The 14835-nt window shown below is 74.9% G+C and carries 15 protein-coding genes; 6 read left to right on the forward strand and 9 right to left on the reverse strand.

Going from position 1 to position 14835, the window contains the following annotated elements:
- The first annotated feature begins 96 nt into the window (after positions 1 to 96).
- Entirely contained in the window at positions 97 to 600 is a 504-nt protein-coding gene (locus ACFXDE_RS27070) for an NUDIX domain-containing protein (RefSeq protein WP_380443167.1), read from the forward strand.
- Between the two features lie 18 nt (positions 601 to 618).
- Here the strand turns inward: ACFXDE_RS27070 and ACFXDE_RS27075 are convergent, their stop codons facing one another.
- From ACFXDE_RS27075 to ACFXDE_RS27085, 3 genes are all read right to left on the reverse strand, one after another.
- Complete coding sequence (locus tag ACFXDE_RS27075) at positions 619 to 1272, reverse strand: vitamin K epoxide reductase family protein (RefSeq protein WP_380497298.1); 654 nt, start codon at positions 1270 to 1272, stop codon at positions 619 to 621.
- Between the two features lie 68 nt (positions 1273 to 1340).
- Entirely contained in the window at positions 1341 to 2150 is an 810-nt protein-coding gene (locus ACFXDE_RS27080) for a thioredoxin domain-containing protein (RefSeq protein WP_380497299.1), read from the reverse strand.
- 150 nt (positions 2151 to 2300) lie between these two features.
- A complete protein-coding gene (locus tag ACFXDE_RS27085) occupies positions 2301 to 2972 on the reverse strand; it encodes a hypothetical protein (protein ID WP_380443173.1) in 672 nt (223 codons plus the stop codon).
- 214 nt (positions 2973 to 3186) lie between these two features.
- On the opposite strand from ACFXDE_RS27085, the gene ACFXDE_RS27090 reads away from it, so the two are divergent.
- Complete coding sequence (locus tag ACFXDE_RS27090; protein ID WP_380497300.1) at positions 3187 to 4065, forward strand: CHAD domain-containing protein; 879 nt, start codon at positions 3187 to 3189, stop codon at positions 4063 to 4065.
- 136 nt (positions 4066 to 4201) lie between these two features.
- Here the strand turns inward: ACFXDE_RS27090 and ACFXDE_RS27095 are convergent, their stop codons facing one another.
- A complete protein-coding gene (locus tag ACFXDE_RS27095) occupies positions 4202 to 4903 on the reverse strand; it encodes a uracil-DNA glycosylase (RefSeq protein ID WP_380497338.1) in 702 nt (233 codons plus the stop codon).
- A 211-nt stretch (positions 4904 to 5114) separates the two neighbouring features.
- Here ACFXDE_RS27095 and ACFXDE_RS27100 point away from each other — a divergent pair, with 211 nt between their 5' ends.
- Positions 5115 to 6068: an SPFH domain-containing protein gene (locus ACFXDE_RS27100; RefSeq protein WP_380497301.1), complete on the forward strand. Its 954-nt coding sequence runs from the start codon at positions 5115 to 5117 to the stop codon at positions 6066 to 6068.
- Positions 6069 to 6179: 111 nt separating this feature from the next.
- Complete coding sequence (locus ACFXDE_RS27105) at positions 6180 to 6650, forward strand: CBS domain-containing protein (RefSeq protein WP_380497303.1); 471 nt, start codon at positions 6180 to 6182, stop codon at positions 6648 to 6650.
- Here ACFXDE_RS27105 and ACFXDE_RS27110 read toward each other — a convergent pair.
- A complete protein-coding gene (locus tag ACFXDE_RS27110) occupies positions 6635 to 7045 on the reverse strand; it encodes a PaaI family thioesterase (protein WP_380443182.1) in 411 nt (136 codons plus the stop codon). The two genes, ACFXDE_RS27105 and ACFXDE_RS27110, sit on opposite strands and share 16 nt — an antisense overlap.
- 32 nt (positions 7046 to 7077) lie before the next feature.
- Positions 7078 to 7698 carry a TetR/AcrR family transcriptional regulator gene (locus tag ACFXDE_RS27115; RefSeq protein ID WP_380497304.1) on the reverse strand — a complete coding sequence of 207 codons (621 nt, stop codon included), beginning with the start codon at positions 7696 to 7698 and terminating at the stop codon, positions 7078 to 7080.
- Positions 7699 to 7771: 73 nt separating this feature from the next.
- On the opposite strand from ACFXDE_RS27115, the gene ACFXDE_RS27120 reads away from it, so the two are divergent.
- Positions 7772 to 8248 (forward strand): DUF1453 domain-containing protein, encoded by a 477-nt coding sequence (locus tag ACFXDE_RS27120; protein WP_380497305.1) that lies wholly within the window; start codon positions 7772 to 7774, stop codon positions 8246 to 8248.
- Between the two features lie 186 nt (positions 8249 to 8434).
- On the opposite strand, the gene ACFXDE_RS27125 is transcribed toward ACFXDE_RS27120, so the two are convergent.
- From ACFXDE_RS27125 to ACFXDE_RS27135, 3 genes are all read right to left on the reverse strand, one after another.
- Complete coding sequence (locus ACFXDE_RS27125; protein WP_380497306.1) at positions 8435 to 11356, reverse strand: FAD-binding and (Fe-S)-binding domain-containing protein; 2922 nt, start codon at positions 11354 to 11356, stop codon at positions 8435 to 8437.
- A 140-nt stretch (positions 11357 to 11496) separates the two neighbouring features.
- Positions 11497 to 12513, reverse strand: coding sequence for a glycosyltransferase family 2 protein (locus ACFXDE_RS27130; protein WP_380497307.1), 1017 nt, complete (start codon positions 12511 to 12513; stop codon positions 11497 to 11499).
- A 227-nt stretch (positions 12514 to 12740) separates the two neighbouring features.
- Positions 12741 to 13397, reverse strand: a complete 657-nt coding sequence (locus tag ACFXDE_RS27135) for a transglycosylase SLT domain-containing protein (RefSeq protein WP_380497308.1) — start codon at positions 13395 to 13397, stop codon at positions 12741 to 12743.
- 586 nt (positions 13398 to 13983) lie between these two features.
- Here ACFXDE_RS27135 and ACFXDE_RS27140 point away from each other — a divergent pair.
- The gene (locus ACFXDE_RS27140) at positions 13984 to 14772 is read left to right on the forward strand and encodes a serine protease (RefSeq protein ID WP_380443195.1); all 789 of its coding nucleotides are present in this window, start codon (positions 13984 to 13986) and stop codon (positions 14770 to 14772) included.
- The last annotated feature ends 63 nt before the right edge of the window (positions 14773 to 14835 follow it).

Raw genomic sequence — 14835 nt, forward strand, 5'->3', positions numbered from 1 at the left:
CACCCGATCGGGTGGATCTCGCACGAACCACCGCTCCCGGTGCGGAACCTGGGGCAGAGTGGGCCACGACGGACGGGTGGTGGCGGAGGAGTCGCGATGACGGAGACCTGGCAGCTCTCGGAGGGGGAGTGGCTGGCGCGCATGGTGCGCGCGTACGTCGGCTGCAGCGTCCTGCTCACCGACGCCATGGGCAACGTCCTCCTCCTGAAGCCGATCTACCGCGCCCACTGGCTCTTCCCCGGCGGCGGCATGGACCCCGGCGAGGGCCCGGCCGAGTGCGCCGCCCGCGAACTGCGCGAGGAGACGGGGCTCGTGCTCGACGACGAACCGCGGCTGGTCGTCGTCGAGTGGCGCGACCCGATCCCCAAGCAGCGCGAACACGCCCACCCCGCCGTCCAGTTCATGTTCGACGGCGGGGTGCTCGACGCCGCCGCCGAAATCCGCTGCCAGGCCGAGGAGATCGCCGAGTACGGCTTCTTCACCCCGGCCCGGGCGGCCGCGCTGCTCCACCCGAACGCGGCACGGCGGCTCACCCGGGCCCTGGACGCCAGGCGCGCCGGGCTCACCGCGCTGCTCCACTCGACGGGCTACCTCGGCTGAACTCCGCCCGGCCGACCGTCAGACGAGAGTGCTCCAGTAGTACCAGAACCGGTTGAGGATCAGCAGCGCGATCACCGCCGCCCACAGCACCGGCAGCGCCCAGTGGTAGCGCGCCGCCTCCCGCACGACCGTCCGCAGCCGCGGGCCCGCCGGGATCACGCCCGAGCGCAGGTTGTGCAGCGTCGTGTACCAGAACAGCGCCACGACCGTCGCCCACACCACCATGCAGTACGGGCACAACGCGCCGATCTCGTACAGCGCCTGGTCGATCAGCCAGTGCACGAAGACCACGCCCAGGAACGTCCCCGCCTGGAGGCCCAGCCAGAACCAGCGGCGGTACGCGGCGCCGGCCAGCAGTCCCGCGCCGATCGCCGCCAGTGCGCCGAAGGCGGCCAGCCCGATCAGCGGGTTGGGGAAGCCGAACACCCCCGCCTGCTCGGTGCGCATCACCGAACCGCAGCTGATCACCGGGTTGATGTTGCAGGTCGGGACGTACGACGGGTTCTCCAGGATGCGGAGCTTGTCGAAGGTCAGGACGGCGGAGGCCGCCAGCCCGATCAGCCCGCCGAAGAGCAGGAGCAGCGAGAGCGCCCGGCCGGCGCCGATCAGGGTGTCGGCCGGGGTGGGGCCGGCGGCGGGGCGGGGCACGTGCACGGAGGTAGAGGCGGTCATGGCAGCACACTCCGGTGGCTGGGAAGGGTGCCGGCCCGGCCGGGGTTCGGCCGGGCCGGTGGAGCTCGCTACAGGCCGGCGGCCTGCTTGACCTGCGCCGTGAACTGGTCCGGAGTGGCCGGGTTCTGGCCCGAGAACAGCGTGACCGGCTTGCCGTCGACCTTCACCGTCGGCGTGCCCTGCACCCCGCTGTCGTTGAACGCGTTCGCGACCTTCGCCGCCCACGGCGCGTAGGTGCCGTCCTGGACGGCCTTGACGAAGGCGTCGGTCTTCAGGCCCGGCACCTGGTCGGCCAGTTCCAGGATCTTGTTGGTGTCGCCGAAGCTGTCGGTGCGCTCGTCGGGCTGGTTCTTGTAGAGCACGTCGTGGAAGGCCTTGAACTTGTCCACGCCCTCGTTGAGCGCGGCGCCGGCGGCGGCCAGCGCGGTGCGCGAGCCCTTGCCGCCGAGGGCCTTGTCCAGGAACGCGGCCAGGTGGAACTCGACCTTGATCTGGCCGTCCGCGGTGAGCTGCTTGACCGTCTCGCCGTTGGCCGCCTCGAAGTGCTTGCACACCGGGCAGCGGAAGTCCTCGTAGACCTCCATCGTGTGCGGGGCGTCGGCCTTGCCGTAGGTGATCACGGTGCCGTCCTGGCCGGAGGCGTTCGCGGGCACGACCAGCGGCGCCGAGGAGCCGGACCCGGCGGCCGTCTCCTTGTCCTTCTTGGCCGAGCTCACCGCGATCGCCCCGGCGCCCGCGATGGCGAGGACGACCACGGACGCGACGGCGATGACGATGCGCTGGCGGCGCTTGGCGGCCGCCTGCTCACGGCGCTGCGCCTCCTGGATCCGCTCGCGGGCGCTGATGCGCTGGGACTGCTTGCTGTTGGCCTGAGCCATGGGGGTCAACTCCTGTACGCGGCGCGCGGGTGCGCGCGGGATGCCTCGCTCGGGCGTGCCTCGGAGGGCCGTGCCTCACTGGGGCGTGCCGAGGGGCGGGGTGGGTGAACGCGGGAGTCGTGCGCCGGGCCCGTGGCCGTGGGAACGGTGTCAGCAGGCCGGCGCGAAGGCCGGCGGGCCGCGCCGGGGCGCGGGGCTGAGGACGACGTCCTCGCGGCGGGGACGCTCGTGGTCGGACACCGGCAGCGGCACCCGCAGCACCGGGCGCACCGGGGCCGGGACCAGCAGCAGGAGCAGCGCCCGCAGCGGCGCGGCCACCGACTGGCGCAGGGCGCGCAGCGCCCGGGCCAGCCCGGTCAGGGCGGCGTCGCCCAGCCGCAGCCAGGCGGACGCGGCCACCGCGATCATCAGGTGCACCAGCAGGACCAGCAGCTGGGTGGCGGCGGGCGCGAACGGTCCGTCGTGCCCGAGCGGCCCGGACAGCAGCGAGCCGTCCACCGAACCACCGCCGCACACCAGCAGGTTCATGCCGCGCGCGGGCACGTGCTCGCTCAGGATCGGGCCACAGCCGGTCTGGCCGAGGTTGAACGTCGTGTTGAGCAGCAGCTCCACCGGCACCATCACGGCGGAGATGTGCAGCAGCCGCCGCTCCCCGCCGGCCAGCGCGGCCGACACCAGGAAGACGACGGCGGTCGCGGCGGCCACCAGCGTGAGCGGCAGCGGGCGACCCGTGATGACCACCTGGCCCAGCGCGGACAGCGGCACGGCGAGCGCGGTGAACACCGCGGCCCGCAGGGCCCTGGTCGCACGGGTGGACGTCATCACGTCCGGGAGTATGTCACGACCCTTACACCCGGCACGAGGGTGCGGGCCGGAACGGTGCCCCTCGGGAGGGGGTGGCGGGTCGTGCCGCGCGGTCGCCCGTGGTGGACGGAAGATGGACGCCCAGTAGACAGGGAGGGTCGGCGGACTAGCCTGGAAGGCGTTTCGCCGCTCCCGGGATGGGGCGGTGACCCCGACGAGGGGGTGAACGCCCATGGCCCGGCCCGACGCCACGGTCGGACAGGTGCTGCTCGCCCGCATCGAGGCCCAGGCCGCCGTGCTCGCCGGACTCGACGACGCCGTCCGCGCGGACGAGCCGGACGCGGTCCACCGGATGCGGGTCGCCTGCCGGCGCCTGCGCAGCGCGCTGCGGACGTACCGGCGCCTCTTCGCGGCCGGTGCCACGGACGAGCTCGTGGCCGAGCTGAGGTGGCTGGCCGCCGCCCTCGGCCGCGCGCGCGACCGCGAGGTCCTGGCCGAGCGGCTCGCGGCCCGCGCCCGGGAGCTGCCCGCCGAGTGCGGCCCGGAACGGGTGGCCGTGGAACTGGAACGGTGGGGCGGGGCCGAGTACCGCCGGATCCGGCCCGAAGTGGTGGCCGCCCTCGACAGCTCCCGCCGCCGTGCCCTCGCCGCCGGGCTGGCCGGGCTGCTGGCCGCCCCGCCGCTGCGCCGCCGGGCCCGGCGCCCGGCCGTGCCCGAGCTGTCGCGCATCGCCGCCAGGGAGCAGCGGCGCACCGGCCGCCGGGTGCGGGCCGCCCTGGCCGCCGGGCCCGAGGACCGGGACCGCGCCCTGCACGAGGCCCGCAAGGCCGCCAAGCGCGCCCGCTACGCCGGTGAGACCGCCGCGCCGGCGGTGGGCGGGGCGGCGGACCGGTACGTCGAGCGGATGAAGGCCGTGCAGGAGGTGCTGGGCGAGCACCAGGACGCGGCCGTGGCTGCCGCCGCCCTGGCCGGCCAGGCCGCGACGAGCGGCGAGGCGTTCGCGTACGGGGTGCTGTACGGCGGACAGCTGGCGGCGGCGGAGGCGGCCCGGGACCGCCTCCCGGCGGTGTGGGCCCGGGCGTCGCGGCACAGGCTGGTGCGCTTCGGGTAGGGCCGTGCCGGGCGTCGCAACACGGTGGACCTGTCCGGCCACGGCACCAGGGCCACGGCACCGGCGCCGGGGGCCGCAGGGGGTGCTCGGTCGACGGCGGGATCATGGCGGCGCGGCGCTTCGGCCGAGCGCCCCGCTACTTCGGGTCGAGGCCGGCGGTGCGGGCGGCGGTGCGGAGGAGCTCGTGGAGCATCTCGGTCGTGAGGCGGCCGGTGTTCGTGTTGCGCGGGCTCACGTGGTAGCAGCCGTAGAGGTGGAGCGGCGGGCCGCCGTCGGTGGCGGGCAGGGTGGCGTGGGCGGCGTGGCCGAACGCGGGGCGTGGCCGCGGGACCTCCCAGCCGGCGGCGGCCACGGCCGGGAGCAGGGCCTGCCAGGCGAACCCGCCGAGGGCGACGACCGTCCGCACGGTGGGGCGCAGGAGCTCCAGTTCCCGGGTGATCCAGGGGCGGCAGGTGTCGCGCTCGGCGGTGGTCGGCTTGTTGTCGGGCGGGGCGCAGCGCACCGGGTCGGTGACGCGGACGCCGCGCAGCTCCAGGCCGTCGCTGTGGCGGACGGACTCCGGGCGGTTGGCGAGCCCGAGCTCGTACAGGGCCGCGTACAGGATGTCGCCGGAGGGGTCGCCGGTGAAGATGCGGCCGGTGCGGTTGGCGCCGTGGGCGGCGGGGGCGAGGCCGACGAGGACGAGCGGGGCGTCGGGCGGGCCGAAGCCGGGGATCGGGCGGGCCCAGTAGTCCCAGTCCTGGTAGGCGCGGCGCTTGGTGCGGGCGGTCTCCTCGCGCCACTCGACCAGGCGCGGGCAGGCGCGGCAGCCGGTGACGACGCGGTCCAGGGCGGCCATTGCGGCGGCGCGGGCGGCGGCCTCGGCGGGGTGGCGCGGGTGGCCGGGGTCGTCGGCGGGGGACAGCGGCATGGCGACGATCCTAGGGCCGGTCAACGTTCTCCCGGCTCGCACCCGGGCAGGCGTAGCGTGGAACCAGCTGCTCCGGCGGCCCCCGGTCGGCCCGGGTCGGCCACGGCCGGGACGGGTGGGCGCGCGCGAGGAGGCCGCGATGATCGTCGATGCGGTGCTGGGGGCGATCGGGGGTCTGGTGGGGCTGGGGGCGGTCTGGGCGGGCCTGAGCATCAGGGTGGTCCAGCAGTTCCAGAAGGGCGTGGTGTTCCGCTTCGGGCGGGTGCGGGACGAGGTGCGCGAGCCCGGGCTGGTCGCGCTGATGCCGATCGCGGACAAGCTGCGCAAGGTCAACGTGCAGATCGTGACGATGCCGATCCCGGCGCAGGAGGGCATCACCCGGGACAACGTGACCGTGCGGGTGGACGCGGTGGTCTACTTCCGGGTGGAGGACCCGGTCAAGGCGACCGTCAACGTGCAGGACTACAACTTCGCGATCTCCCAGGTCGCGCAGACCTCGCTGCGGTCGATCATCGGCAAGAGCGAGCTGGACGACCTGCTGGCCAACCGCGAACCGATCAACCAGGGCCTGGAGTTGATGATCGACAGTCCGGCGCTGGGCTGGGGCATCCAGATCGACCGGGTGGAGATCAAGGACGTCGCCCTGCCGGAGTCGATGAAGCGCTCGATCGCCCGGCAGGCGGAGGCCGAGCGCGAGCGCCGGGCGCGGATCATCACGGCGGACGGCGAGTACCAGGCCTCGGCCCGCCTGTCGGAGGCCGCCGCGGTGATGAGCGCGACCCCGGCGGCGCTCCAACTTCGGCTGCTGCAGACCGTGGTGGAGGTGGCGGCGGAGAAGAACTCGACGCTCGTGCTGCCGTTCCCGGTGGAGCTGCTGCGCTTCCTGGACTCGGCGACGGACGCCCAGCTACGGTCGGCGCGGAACGCGGTCGCCGAGACCGCACAAGCGGCCGTGGACACCGCGCAGCCGGCTGTCGAGGACGCCGCGCAGCAGCTGGAACTCCCGCCGCTGGAGGAGCTGTTGAAGCCGTCGCCGCCGCTGGATGGCGCGGAGGCGGAGGACCGGCGCGCCGAGCACGGCAAGGCGGCCTGAGGGCGGTCCGGAGGCGGCCGTGAGGCTCCCCGGGGCTGCCCCGGTGGCGACCGTCGGCCGCCCGGACCACGATGGACAACGGGGACGGCAGGCACGTCAGGGAGGCGGACCATGACCAGAGCCAGCGACATCATGCACCCGGGCGCGGAGTGCATCCGCGAGCACGAGACGCTCGCCACCGCCGCCCGGATCATGCGGGACCGGGACGTCGGGGCGCTGCCCATCTGCGGCGAGAACGAGAAGCTGCTGGGCATCGTCACCGACCGCGACATCGTGCTCAAGTGCATCGCGGAGGGCCGGGACCCGTCCGCGGTGACGGCGGGCGAGCTGGCCGAGGGCCGGCCGATGACGGTGGAGGCGGACGAGGACACCGAGCAGGTGCTGCGCGTGATGGAGCAGTACCGGGTGCGCCGGCTGCCGGTGATCAACCACCCCGAGCACAAGCTGGTCGGGATGATCAGCGAGGCGGACATCGCGCGCGGGATGCCGCAGGCGCGGGTGGCGGAGTTCGTGTCGGCGGTGTGCGCGGAGGAGGCGCCCGTCCGCCCCTCGGTGACCGCGCCGGGTCAGGCGAGCGCGTAGACCGTGGTGGCGTGCGCGGCCGGCTCCTCGTCGCCCTCGGCGGTGAGCGTGATGTCGAGGAAGGCGATCCGCCGGCCGAGCTTGGTCACCCGGGCGTGCACCAGGACGTCCCGCTCGGCGACGGCGCGCTGGAAGGTCGTCGACTGCTGGACGGTGGTCATCGGACCGAAGCCGCCGCGGGCCGCTGACACGGCGATCACGCTCGCGGTGTCGGCGGCGGCCATCAGGGCCTGCCCGGACAACCCGCCGCCCTCCCGGGCCAGTTGACCGGACCACGGCAGGCGCAGCACGGCGTGCCGCTCGCCGGTCTCGGTCACTGACAGGCCGAGCGCCTGCACCCAGGGGGCGAAGTTGTCGGCCAGGATCTTGTCCGCCTCGGCGGTGGTGAGGGTCATCCGGCCATTGTGGCGCCGCTGGTGGCCCCGTGTCAGCGGGGTGCGGTGAGGCTGTCGAGGTGACGGCGCAGCACCGTGCGCAGCTCGTCCGGGTTGATTAGGTCGGGGTGCTGGACGGCCTGGAGGGTGAGGCCGTCGAGGAGGGCGGAGAGGCGGCGGGTCTCGACGGCGAGGTCGAGGCCGGGGGCGAGGGCGCCGGAGCGGGCGGTCTCTTCGAGGACGCGGCGGACGAGGTCGTCCAGGCCCGCCTGCATCTCGGCGGCGCGGGGCCGGAGGTCGGGGCGGGTGCGGGCGGCGGTGACGAAGGCGAGCCAGAGCGCGGACTCCTCGCGCCGCAGGGCGTCCAGCGGGAGGACCTCGGCGAGCAGCGCCTCGGTGCGGGCGGGCCGGTCGCCGGCGGCCGTCGCCGGGTCGAGCAGGGCGCCGGCGTGGGCGCGGATCCGGGCGTCGATGCGGCGGGCCAACTCCTGCATCGCGAAGACCATCAGCTCCGGGCCGCCCGCGAAGTAGTGCCGGACCGACCCGACGGCGAGCCCGGCCTCCTCGGCGACGTTGCGCAGTGAGGCGTGCTCCAGCCCGTCCCGGGCGGCGACCCGCAGCACGGCGTCGGCGACGGCCTGGCGGCGTTCCGCGGGGTCCACGATCTTCGGCATGTTGTCGTTATAGCACGGGTGGGCTAAATTGCTGATTTAGCACAGTCGAGCTAAAAACGTGGGGGGAACCGACATGAACGTCTGGCTGCACGTGGGCCTTATCGCCGCCGTGGTGGCGGTGGTGGTCGTCCGGCGCCTGAACGGCGAACCGCTCAACGCCCGGGACCTGTTCGCACCGCCCGTGGTGCTGACCGGGATCGGCCTCTGGACGGTCTCCCGGCACGCGGGCCTGCACGCGGCGGACTACGCCTGGATCGCCGCGGGCGCCGTCCTCGGCACCGCACTCGGAGCGGCCCGCGGCGTGACCGTCCGCGTCTACGAGCGCGACGGCGTGCTGTGGCAGCGCTACACCTGGCGGACGTTCCTGGTGGCCGGGATCTCCCTCGCCGTCATGGCCGGATTCGCCGCGCTGGCCGCCCACTTCGGCCTCGCCGCGGACGCCCGACCGGTCCAGCTCTCCATCGGCACCGGCTTCCTGGGCGAGGCCCTGGCCGTCGGCCACCGCGCCCTGTCCAGCGGCACGCCGTTCGCCCCGGAGCGGCGGCCCTAGGGCGTGTCTTTCGGATCAGGCCGGGTGTCGCGACGCCAGGGCACGCGCCTCGCTGCGTTGTCGTCGGTCGCCGATGTCCCCCAGCCTCCGGCCGGGAGGTGCCCCCACCGCATGGACTCCCTCCTCCGCCTTGCGATCCATGCACCCTGACGCCGCGGCCCTCCGACCTGATCCGAAGGACACGCCCTAGTCCTCCTCCCGCAATCCCCCGGCGATCAGCTCGGCGAGGTGCAACGCCCGGCGGCCTTCGGCGAGTTGGGTGATCTGGGTGCGGCAGCTGAAGCCGTCGGCCAGGATCACCGTGCCGGGGGTGGTGGCGCGCAGTTCGGGGAGGAGGACGCGTTCGGCGATCGCCTCGGAGATCTCGAAGTGGCCCTGCTCGAAGCCGAAGTTGCCGGCCAGGCCGCAGCAGCCGGAGTCCAGGACCCGGTTGTGCAGGCCCAGTCGGGCTTCGACGCGGCGGTCGGCGGCGGTGCCGAGGACGGCGTGCTGGTGGCAGTGGGTCTGGGTGACGGCGTCGCGCGGGATGCGGGGGAGCGGGGCGTCGGGGGCGTGTTCGTCGAGGAACTCGGCGAAGGTGAGCGTGCGTCGGGCGAGCGGGCGGCCGTCCGGGCCGAGCAGGCGGGGGAGGTCCTCGCGCAGGCTCGCGGTGCAGCTCGGGTCGAGTCCCACCACGGGGGTGTCGGCGGGCAGGCCGGCCGCGTCGATCGCGCGCAGGCTGCGGCGCAACACCCGCCGGGCGGAGTTGAGTTGGCCGGTGGAGTACCACGTGAGGCCGCAGCAGACCGGGCCGGCGGGCAGGCGGACGTCGAAGCCCAGGTGCTCCAGCACCTCGACGGCCGCGCGCGCCACGTTCGGCTGGAGGTGCTCGGAGAACGTGTCCGGCCAGAGCAGGACGGGTGGTGCGCCCGGCGGTGCCGGGTGCGTGGCGCGGTGCCGGCGGTACCAGCGGGTGAAGGTCTCCGGCGGGAGGACGGGCAGGACGCGCCGCCGGTCGATCCCGCCGACCCGCTTCAGCAGGGCGCCGGCCGGGGAGCGCGCGAGGGTGTTGGCGGCCCCGGGGGCGAGGGCGGCGGCGCGCAGCCAGAGCGGCAGCCGGCCCATCGCGTAGTGGGAGCGCGGGCGGAGGCGGCGCCGGTAGTGCTGGTACAGGAACTCCGTCCGGTACGTCGCCATGTCGACGTGCACCGGGCAGTCGCTCGCGCAGCCCTTGCAGCCCAGGCAGAGGTCCAGCGCCTCCCGGACCTCCTCGGAGCGCCAGCCGTCGGTGATCGCGGCCTCGGACCGGTGGCCGGAGGGTGTCCCCGCGCCGCGCAGCATCTCGGCGAGCAGCCTGGCCCGGCCCCGGGTGGAGTGCCGCTCCTCGCTCGTGGCCATGTAGCTCGGGCACATCACCCCGGTGCTGGTGTCGACGCACTTGGCGACGCCGACGCAGCGGTGCACGGCCTTCGTGAGGCTGCCGCCGTCCTGCTCGTACGGGAGGGCGAGCGGCAGGGCGCGGCGCGGGGCGGTGACGAAGCGCAGGTCGGCGTCGAGCGGGCGCGGGTCGACGAGGGCGCCCGGGTTGAGCAGGTTCTCCGGATCCCAGATGTGCTTGAACTCGCGGAAGAGCGCCAGGACTTCGGGCCGGTACATGCGCGGCAGCAGCTCGGCGCGGGCCTGTCCGTCGCCGTGCTCGCCGGAGAGCGAACCGCCGTACGAGACGGCCAGATCGGCCGCCTGCTCCAGGAACTCCCGGAAGACCAGCACCCCTTGGGGCTCGCCGAGCGGGAAGTCGATCCGCAGGTGCACGCAACCCTCGCCGAAGTGCCCGTACGGCACGCCGCGCAGGCTGTGCCGGCGCAGCAGCGCGCGCAGGTCGCGCAGGTAGTCGCCGAGCCGCTCGGGCGGGACGGCGGAGTCCTCCCAGCCCGGCCAGGCCTCACCGCCTCCCGGCAGCCGGGTGACGGTCCCGGCGCCCGCCTCCCGGACGGCCCACAGCTGCCGCTGCTCGACCGGGTCGGTGACGAGCGCGACGGCGGCCGACGGCTCGCGCCGCACCGCGTCGGCGAGCCGGCGGGCGGCCTGGTAGGCCTCGGTGCGGGTGGCGCCGCCGACCTCCAGGAACAGCCAGCAGGCGCCGGCGGGCAGCCGGTCGAGCGCGGGCGGGCGTGGGCCGGCCGCGAGGAGGGCCTCGATCAGGTCGGCCGCCATGCCCTCGGCGGTCAGCGGGCCCAGCGGCAGCAGGGCGGGGACCGCGTCGGCGGCGGCGCCCTCGTCCGGGTAGCCGGCCACGACGAGGGCGCGGGCGGGCGGGTCCTCGACGAGCCGGACGGTGGCGCCGAGCAGCAGCGCGCAGGTGCCCTCGGTGCCGGTGAGGGCGCGGGCCAGGTCGTGGCCGTGCTCGGGGAGCAGTGCGTCCAGCGGGTAGCCGGAGCCGCGGCGCGGCAGGCGGGGCAGGCCCTGGCGGATGGTCGCGAGGTTGCGGTCGGTGAACTCCTGGAGCAGCGTGTGGAGTTGCCCGGCCCGCCCGGGCAGGGCGCGCAGCGCGTCGCGTTCGGCGGGGGTCAGCGGGCCGCCGACGGTCAGCTCGGTGCCGTCCGCGAGGAGCAGCTCCAGCCGCTCGACGCTGTCGGAGGTGCGCCCCCAGGCGAGGGAGTGCGAGCCGCACGCGTCGTTGCCGATCATGCCGCCGACCGTGCAGCGGCTGTGCGTGGACGGGTCCGGGCCGAAGCGCAGCCCGTGGGGGCGGGCGGCGCGCTGGAGGTCGTCCAGGACGACGCCGGGCTCGACCCGGGCCGTGCGGGCCTCGGGGTCGACGTCGAGCACCGCGCCCAGGTGGCGGCGGAAGTCCAGCACCACCGCGCCCGGCCCGATCGCCTGCCCGCCGATGCTCGTGCCCGCCCCGCGGGCCACCACCGGCACCGCGTACCGGCGGCACAGCGCGAGCGCGGTGCGCACGTCGTCCCGGTCGGCCGGCTTGACCACGCCGAGCGGCAGGTGGCGGTAGTTGGAGGCGTCGTGGCCGTAGACCGTCCGCTCGGCGGCGCCGAAGCGGACCTCGCCGCGCAGCTCGGCGGCCAGCTCACGGGCCAGCTCGGCTCCGGGGACGGCGGACGGACGGCTCACCGGGGACCTCCGGGGCGGTGCGGCGACGGCTCCGGCCGATCATGACAGCTCGACGTGCCGCGCGGCAGTGGGCCACCCCGCCCGTTCCTCCGACGGAGTGGCCGCCGTAGCCGCTGCCCCCTGATCCCGGGATCTCGGGATCAGGGCTTGCGCCGGTTGGCCCCCGTGATCGTGCCGCGCGCGATGTGGGACAGCTTCGCCACCTCGAACGCCGGGTACGCCCCGCCCGCCAGGAGCGTGAACTTGACGCCCTCGCGCCCGCCCGGCTTCTTGTGCCCGGGCGGCAGGAAACGGCGGTGGTGCTCGGCGGCCCGGTGGAAGAACTGCGGCCGCTCGGCGCGCGTCACGCACCCGGCGAGGTCGAACACGAACAGGTAGTGCCGGATCATCCGGACGAACACCGCGTCGCGGACGGCGTACAGGTGCGGCTGGTCCTCCAGCAGCGCGAAGGCGCGCTCGTACTGCTCGAAGAGGTCGAAGACGCTGCCGCCGGGCGAACCGGTCGGGTGGACGGTCTCCCGGCGCCGCAGCTGCACGCACTCGCGCGGCAGGACGGCCACCCGCTGCGCGCCGAGCATCGCCTCGTACACGACCGGGATCTCCTCGTACCGGCCGTCGGGGAAGGCCAGCTTGAGCTCGGCCCAGTGACCGCGGCGCACCAGGCGGTCCCAGATCAGCGGCGGCGCGCCCAGCAGCTCCGGGCGCTCGAACGGCCCGGCGACCTCGCCCCCGGCCGCGGCCAGCCGCTGCGCCGCGCCGCCGGCCCACTCGCGGCCGTTGTGCAGCCGGGTGTGCCCGAACTGCAGGACGTCCACCGGGCCGGTCTCCGCCAGCCGGTCCGCGAGCGCCTGGAGCCCGTCCGGCGGCAGCACGTGGTCGGCGTCCAGGAACAGCAGGTACTCGCCGGCCGCCCGCGCCGCTCCGGCGTTGCGCGCCACGCCCACCCCGACCGCGGCGTCCAGGTGCAGCACCGACACCTGCGGGTGCTTCGCCGCGAACGCGTCCACGAGGTCGCGCGGGGTCTCGGGGGAGCGGTCGGCGACCACGATCACCTCGACGTCCCGGAAGGACTGGCCGAGCAGCGAGTCCAAACAGTCCGCCAGCTGTTCGTGCTGGTCGTAAGCGGGGAGCACGACACTGATCAGGGGTGAGGGCATGACGCCGGAGCGTAAGAGGGCGCGCGAACCGTGGCAAAGCCCTGACGCCCCGTAATTCCGGGCAATCCCCGGCAAACCGCACGACCGTGCGCGATATCTTCACGCCGCCTTCCGGACGCGTCCACGCCAGAAACCTGGCCGTATCCGAACGGCACGGGCCCGCGACGCGCTGCGCGCCGCGGGCCCGTGGGGGTGCCGGAGGGGCCGGCTCGGTGCCGGCGGCCGGATCAGTACCAGTGGTGGGTCTGCCAGAAGGACCACGCGCCGCAGGGGCTGCCGTAGCGGGAGTTCATGTAGTCCAGGCCCCACTTGATCTGGGTCGCGGGGTTGGTGCGCCAGTCGGAGCCGGCGGAGGCCATCTTGGAGCCGGGGAGGGCCTGGACGAGGCCGTAGGCGCCGGAGGAGGCGTTGACGGCGAGGGGGTTCCAGGTGCTCTCGCGGGAGACGATGTTGCTGAAGCACTGGAGCTGGCCGGCGGGCACGAGCTGGGCGGCGATCTGCTGCGGGGTGCCGGTGGGGGCCGCGGGGGCGGCGCTGAGGGTCTGGCGCTGCTGGGAGCGGGACGCGGCGGCGTCGGCGTCGGCCTTCGCCTTGGCGTCCGCCTGGGCCTTCGCGTCGGCCTCGGCCTGCGCCTGGGCGGCGGCCTGGGCCTGCGCCTGGGCGGCCGCGGCGGCGTCGGCCTGGGCCTGCGCGGCGGCGTCGGCCTGCGGGGTCTGCGGCGCCTGGGCGGCCTGGTCGGCGACCGAGACGGCGGCGACCGGGGTGGCGGCCTCGGCCGTGTCGCCGGCCTGCGGGATCGCCAGCGCGGCGGTGGCGGCACTCGCCACGACGAGGGTGGCGACACCGGTGATCAGGGAATTGCGGCGGGCATGGCTGAGCGGCATGACTGCGGAAGGTCCTTTTCCGTCGGGTGGCATCACACGACCGTCCTCGGACGGCCGCGGCGCCCCGGCGGAACCGGCGGGGCGGGCCGGGCGGCGCGGCGGTGGGACCGTCGGCGCTGCCTGGCGACGAGCCATTCTTGGCAGGGCCGGGGACGGGTGGCAAAGGCGCTCGCTACTACGCCGGGTAGTGGGTGTGGCGGGGGATGGTCGCCCGTTTTGAGTGGATTGCCCGAGTTGCGCGGTTGGAGGTTGCGGCCCGGTTGCGGACGGTGATCCAGAGGGGGAACGGCGTGGTGGCCTGCGTTCTTCAGGTGGGGTGAGGCGGCGGACGGGCCTGGGATCGGGCGGGCCGGGCGCCCGGTGCGGGGCTTCTGCTACGGAGAGTCGTAGATGGGGAAACCCCTGTGGGCGGCCTCACATGTTTGGCGGGCGGAGTTCGGCGGAGAGTAGTCGAATCGTCACCGGAATGTGGTGGAATCCCGCCTTGCTGTGTTCCTGCCAAGCCGGGCTGGCAGGGCCCGACCCCTCCTGCCGCGCCGTCGCGGCGCGCCACGCTCGATCCTCCCGACCTGTCCAGGAGGTATCGATGAAGCGTCAATTCGGAAGGATCGTCGGTCTGTTGGCCGGATTCGTGTTCGCGGCGGGCATGACGGCCCTGCCCGCCGCGGCCGCCCCGACGCCGTCCCAGACGGTCGTCGGCGGCACGCAGGCCGCGCAGGGCGAGTTCCCGTTCATGGTGCGGCTCTCGATGGGCTGCGGCGGCGCGCTCTACAGCCCGCAGATCGTCCTCACCGCCGCGCACTGCGTGAACGGCACCGGCGCCGACACGACCATCACGGCCACACTCGGCGTCGTCGACCTCAACAGCCCCGACGCCATCACCGCGCAGTCCGCGTACGTGTACCAGTCGCCCGCCTTCAGCGGCGCGGAGAACGGCAACGACTGGGCGCTCATCAAGCTGAGCGCGCCGGTCGGCGGCGCACAGGTCGCCACGCTGCCGGTCACCGACTCCACCGCGTACGACGACGGCACCTTCACCATCGTGGGCTGGGGTGCGGCCACCGAGGGCGGCGACCAGCAGCAGTACCTCCTGAAGGCCACCGTGCCGCACGTGGACGACGCGGCCTGCACGACCGCCTACCCGAACCTCGTCACCTCGGCCTCGCTGTGCGCGGGCTACGTCGACCAGGGCGGCGTCGACACCTGCCAGGGCGACTCCGGCGGCCCGATGTTCCGGGCCGACTCGGCCGGGCGGCCCGTCCAGGTCGGCATCGTCAGCTGGGGCAACGGCTGCGCCCGACCGGGCTACCCCGGCGTCTACACCAAGGTGAGCACCTACGCCGCCGACATCGCGGCGGCTGCGGCCACCCTCTGACCGGGGATGCGGAGAGGCGCCCGGGAGCCGGTCCTCGGCCCCCGGGCGCCGGCGCGTGCGGAA

The organism is Kitasatospora sp. NPDC059408, assembly GCF_042751525.1.
Lineage (GTDB): Bacteria > Actinomycetota > Actinomycetes > Streptomycetales > Streptomycetaceae > Kitasatospora.

Excerpts from the sequence above, each read along its gene's own strand:
- ACFXDE_RS27070 (WP_380443167.1), top strand. The coding sequence starts at position 97 with ATGACGGAGACCTGGCAGCTCTCGGAGGGGGAGTGGCTGGCGCGCATG.
- ACFXDE_RS27075 (WP_380497298.1), bottom strand. The coding sequence starts at position 1,272 with ATGACCGCCTCTACCTCCGTGCACGTGCCCCGCCCCGCCGCCGGCCCC.
- ACFXDE_RS27080 (WP_380497299.1), bottom strand. The coding sequence starts at position 2,150 with ATGGCTCAGGCCAACAGCAAGCAGTCCCAGCGCATCAGCGCCCGCGAG.
- ACFXDE_RS27085 (WP_380443173.1), bottom strand. The coding sequence starts at position 2,972 with ATGACGTCCACCCGTGCGACCAGGGCCCTGCGGGCCGCGGTGTTCACC.
- ACFXDE_RS27090 (WP_380497300.1), top strand. The coding sequence starts at position 3,187 with ATGGCCCGGCCCGACGCCACGGTCGGACAGGTGCTGCTCGCCCGCATC.
- ACFXDE_RS27095 (WP_380497338.1), bottom strand. The coding sequence starts at position 4,903 with ATGGCCGCCCTGGACCGCGTCGTCACCGGCTGCCGCGCCTGCCCGCGC.
- ACFXDE_RS27100 (WP_380497301.1), top strand. The coding sequence starts at position 5,115 with ATGATCGTCGATGCGGTGCTGGGGGCGATCGGGGGTCTGGTGGGGCTG.
- ACFXDE_RS27105 (WP_380497303.1), top strand. The coding sequence starts at position 6,180 with ATGACCAGAGCCAGCGACATCATGCACCCGGGCGCGGAGTGCATCCGC.
- ACFXDE_RS27110 (WP_380443182.1), bottom strand. The coding sequence starts at position 7,045 with ATGACCCTCACCACCGCCGAGGCGGACAAGATCCTGGCCGACAACTTC.
- ACFXDE_RS27115 (WP_380497304.1), bottom strand. The coding sequence starts at position 7,698 with ATGCCGAAGATCGTGGACCCCGCGGAACGCCGCCAGGCCGTCGCCGAC.
- ACFXDE_RS27120 (WP_380497305.1), top strand. The coding sequence starts at position 7,772 with ATGAACGTCTGGCTGCACGTGGGCCTTATCGCCGCCGTGGTGGCGGTG.
- ACFXDE_RS27130 (WP_380497307.1), bottom strand. The coding sequence starts at position 12,513 with ATGCCCTCACCCCTGATCAGTGTCGTGCTCCCCGCTTACGACCAGCAC.
- ACFXDE_RS27135 (WP_380497308.1), bottom strand. The coding sequence starts at position 13,397 with ATGCCGCTCAGCCATGCCCGCCGCAATTCCCTGATCACCGGTGTCGCC.
- ACFXDE_RS27140 (WP_380443195.1), top strand. The coding sequence starts at position 13,984 with ATGAAGCGTCAATTCGGAAGGATCGTCGGTCTGTTGGCCGGATTCGTG.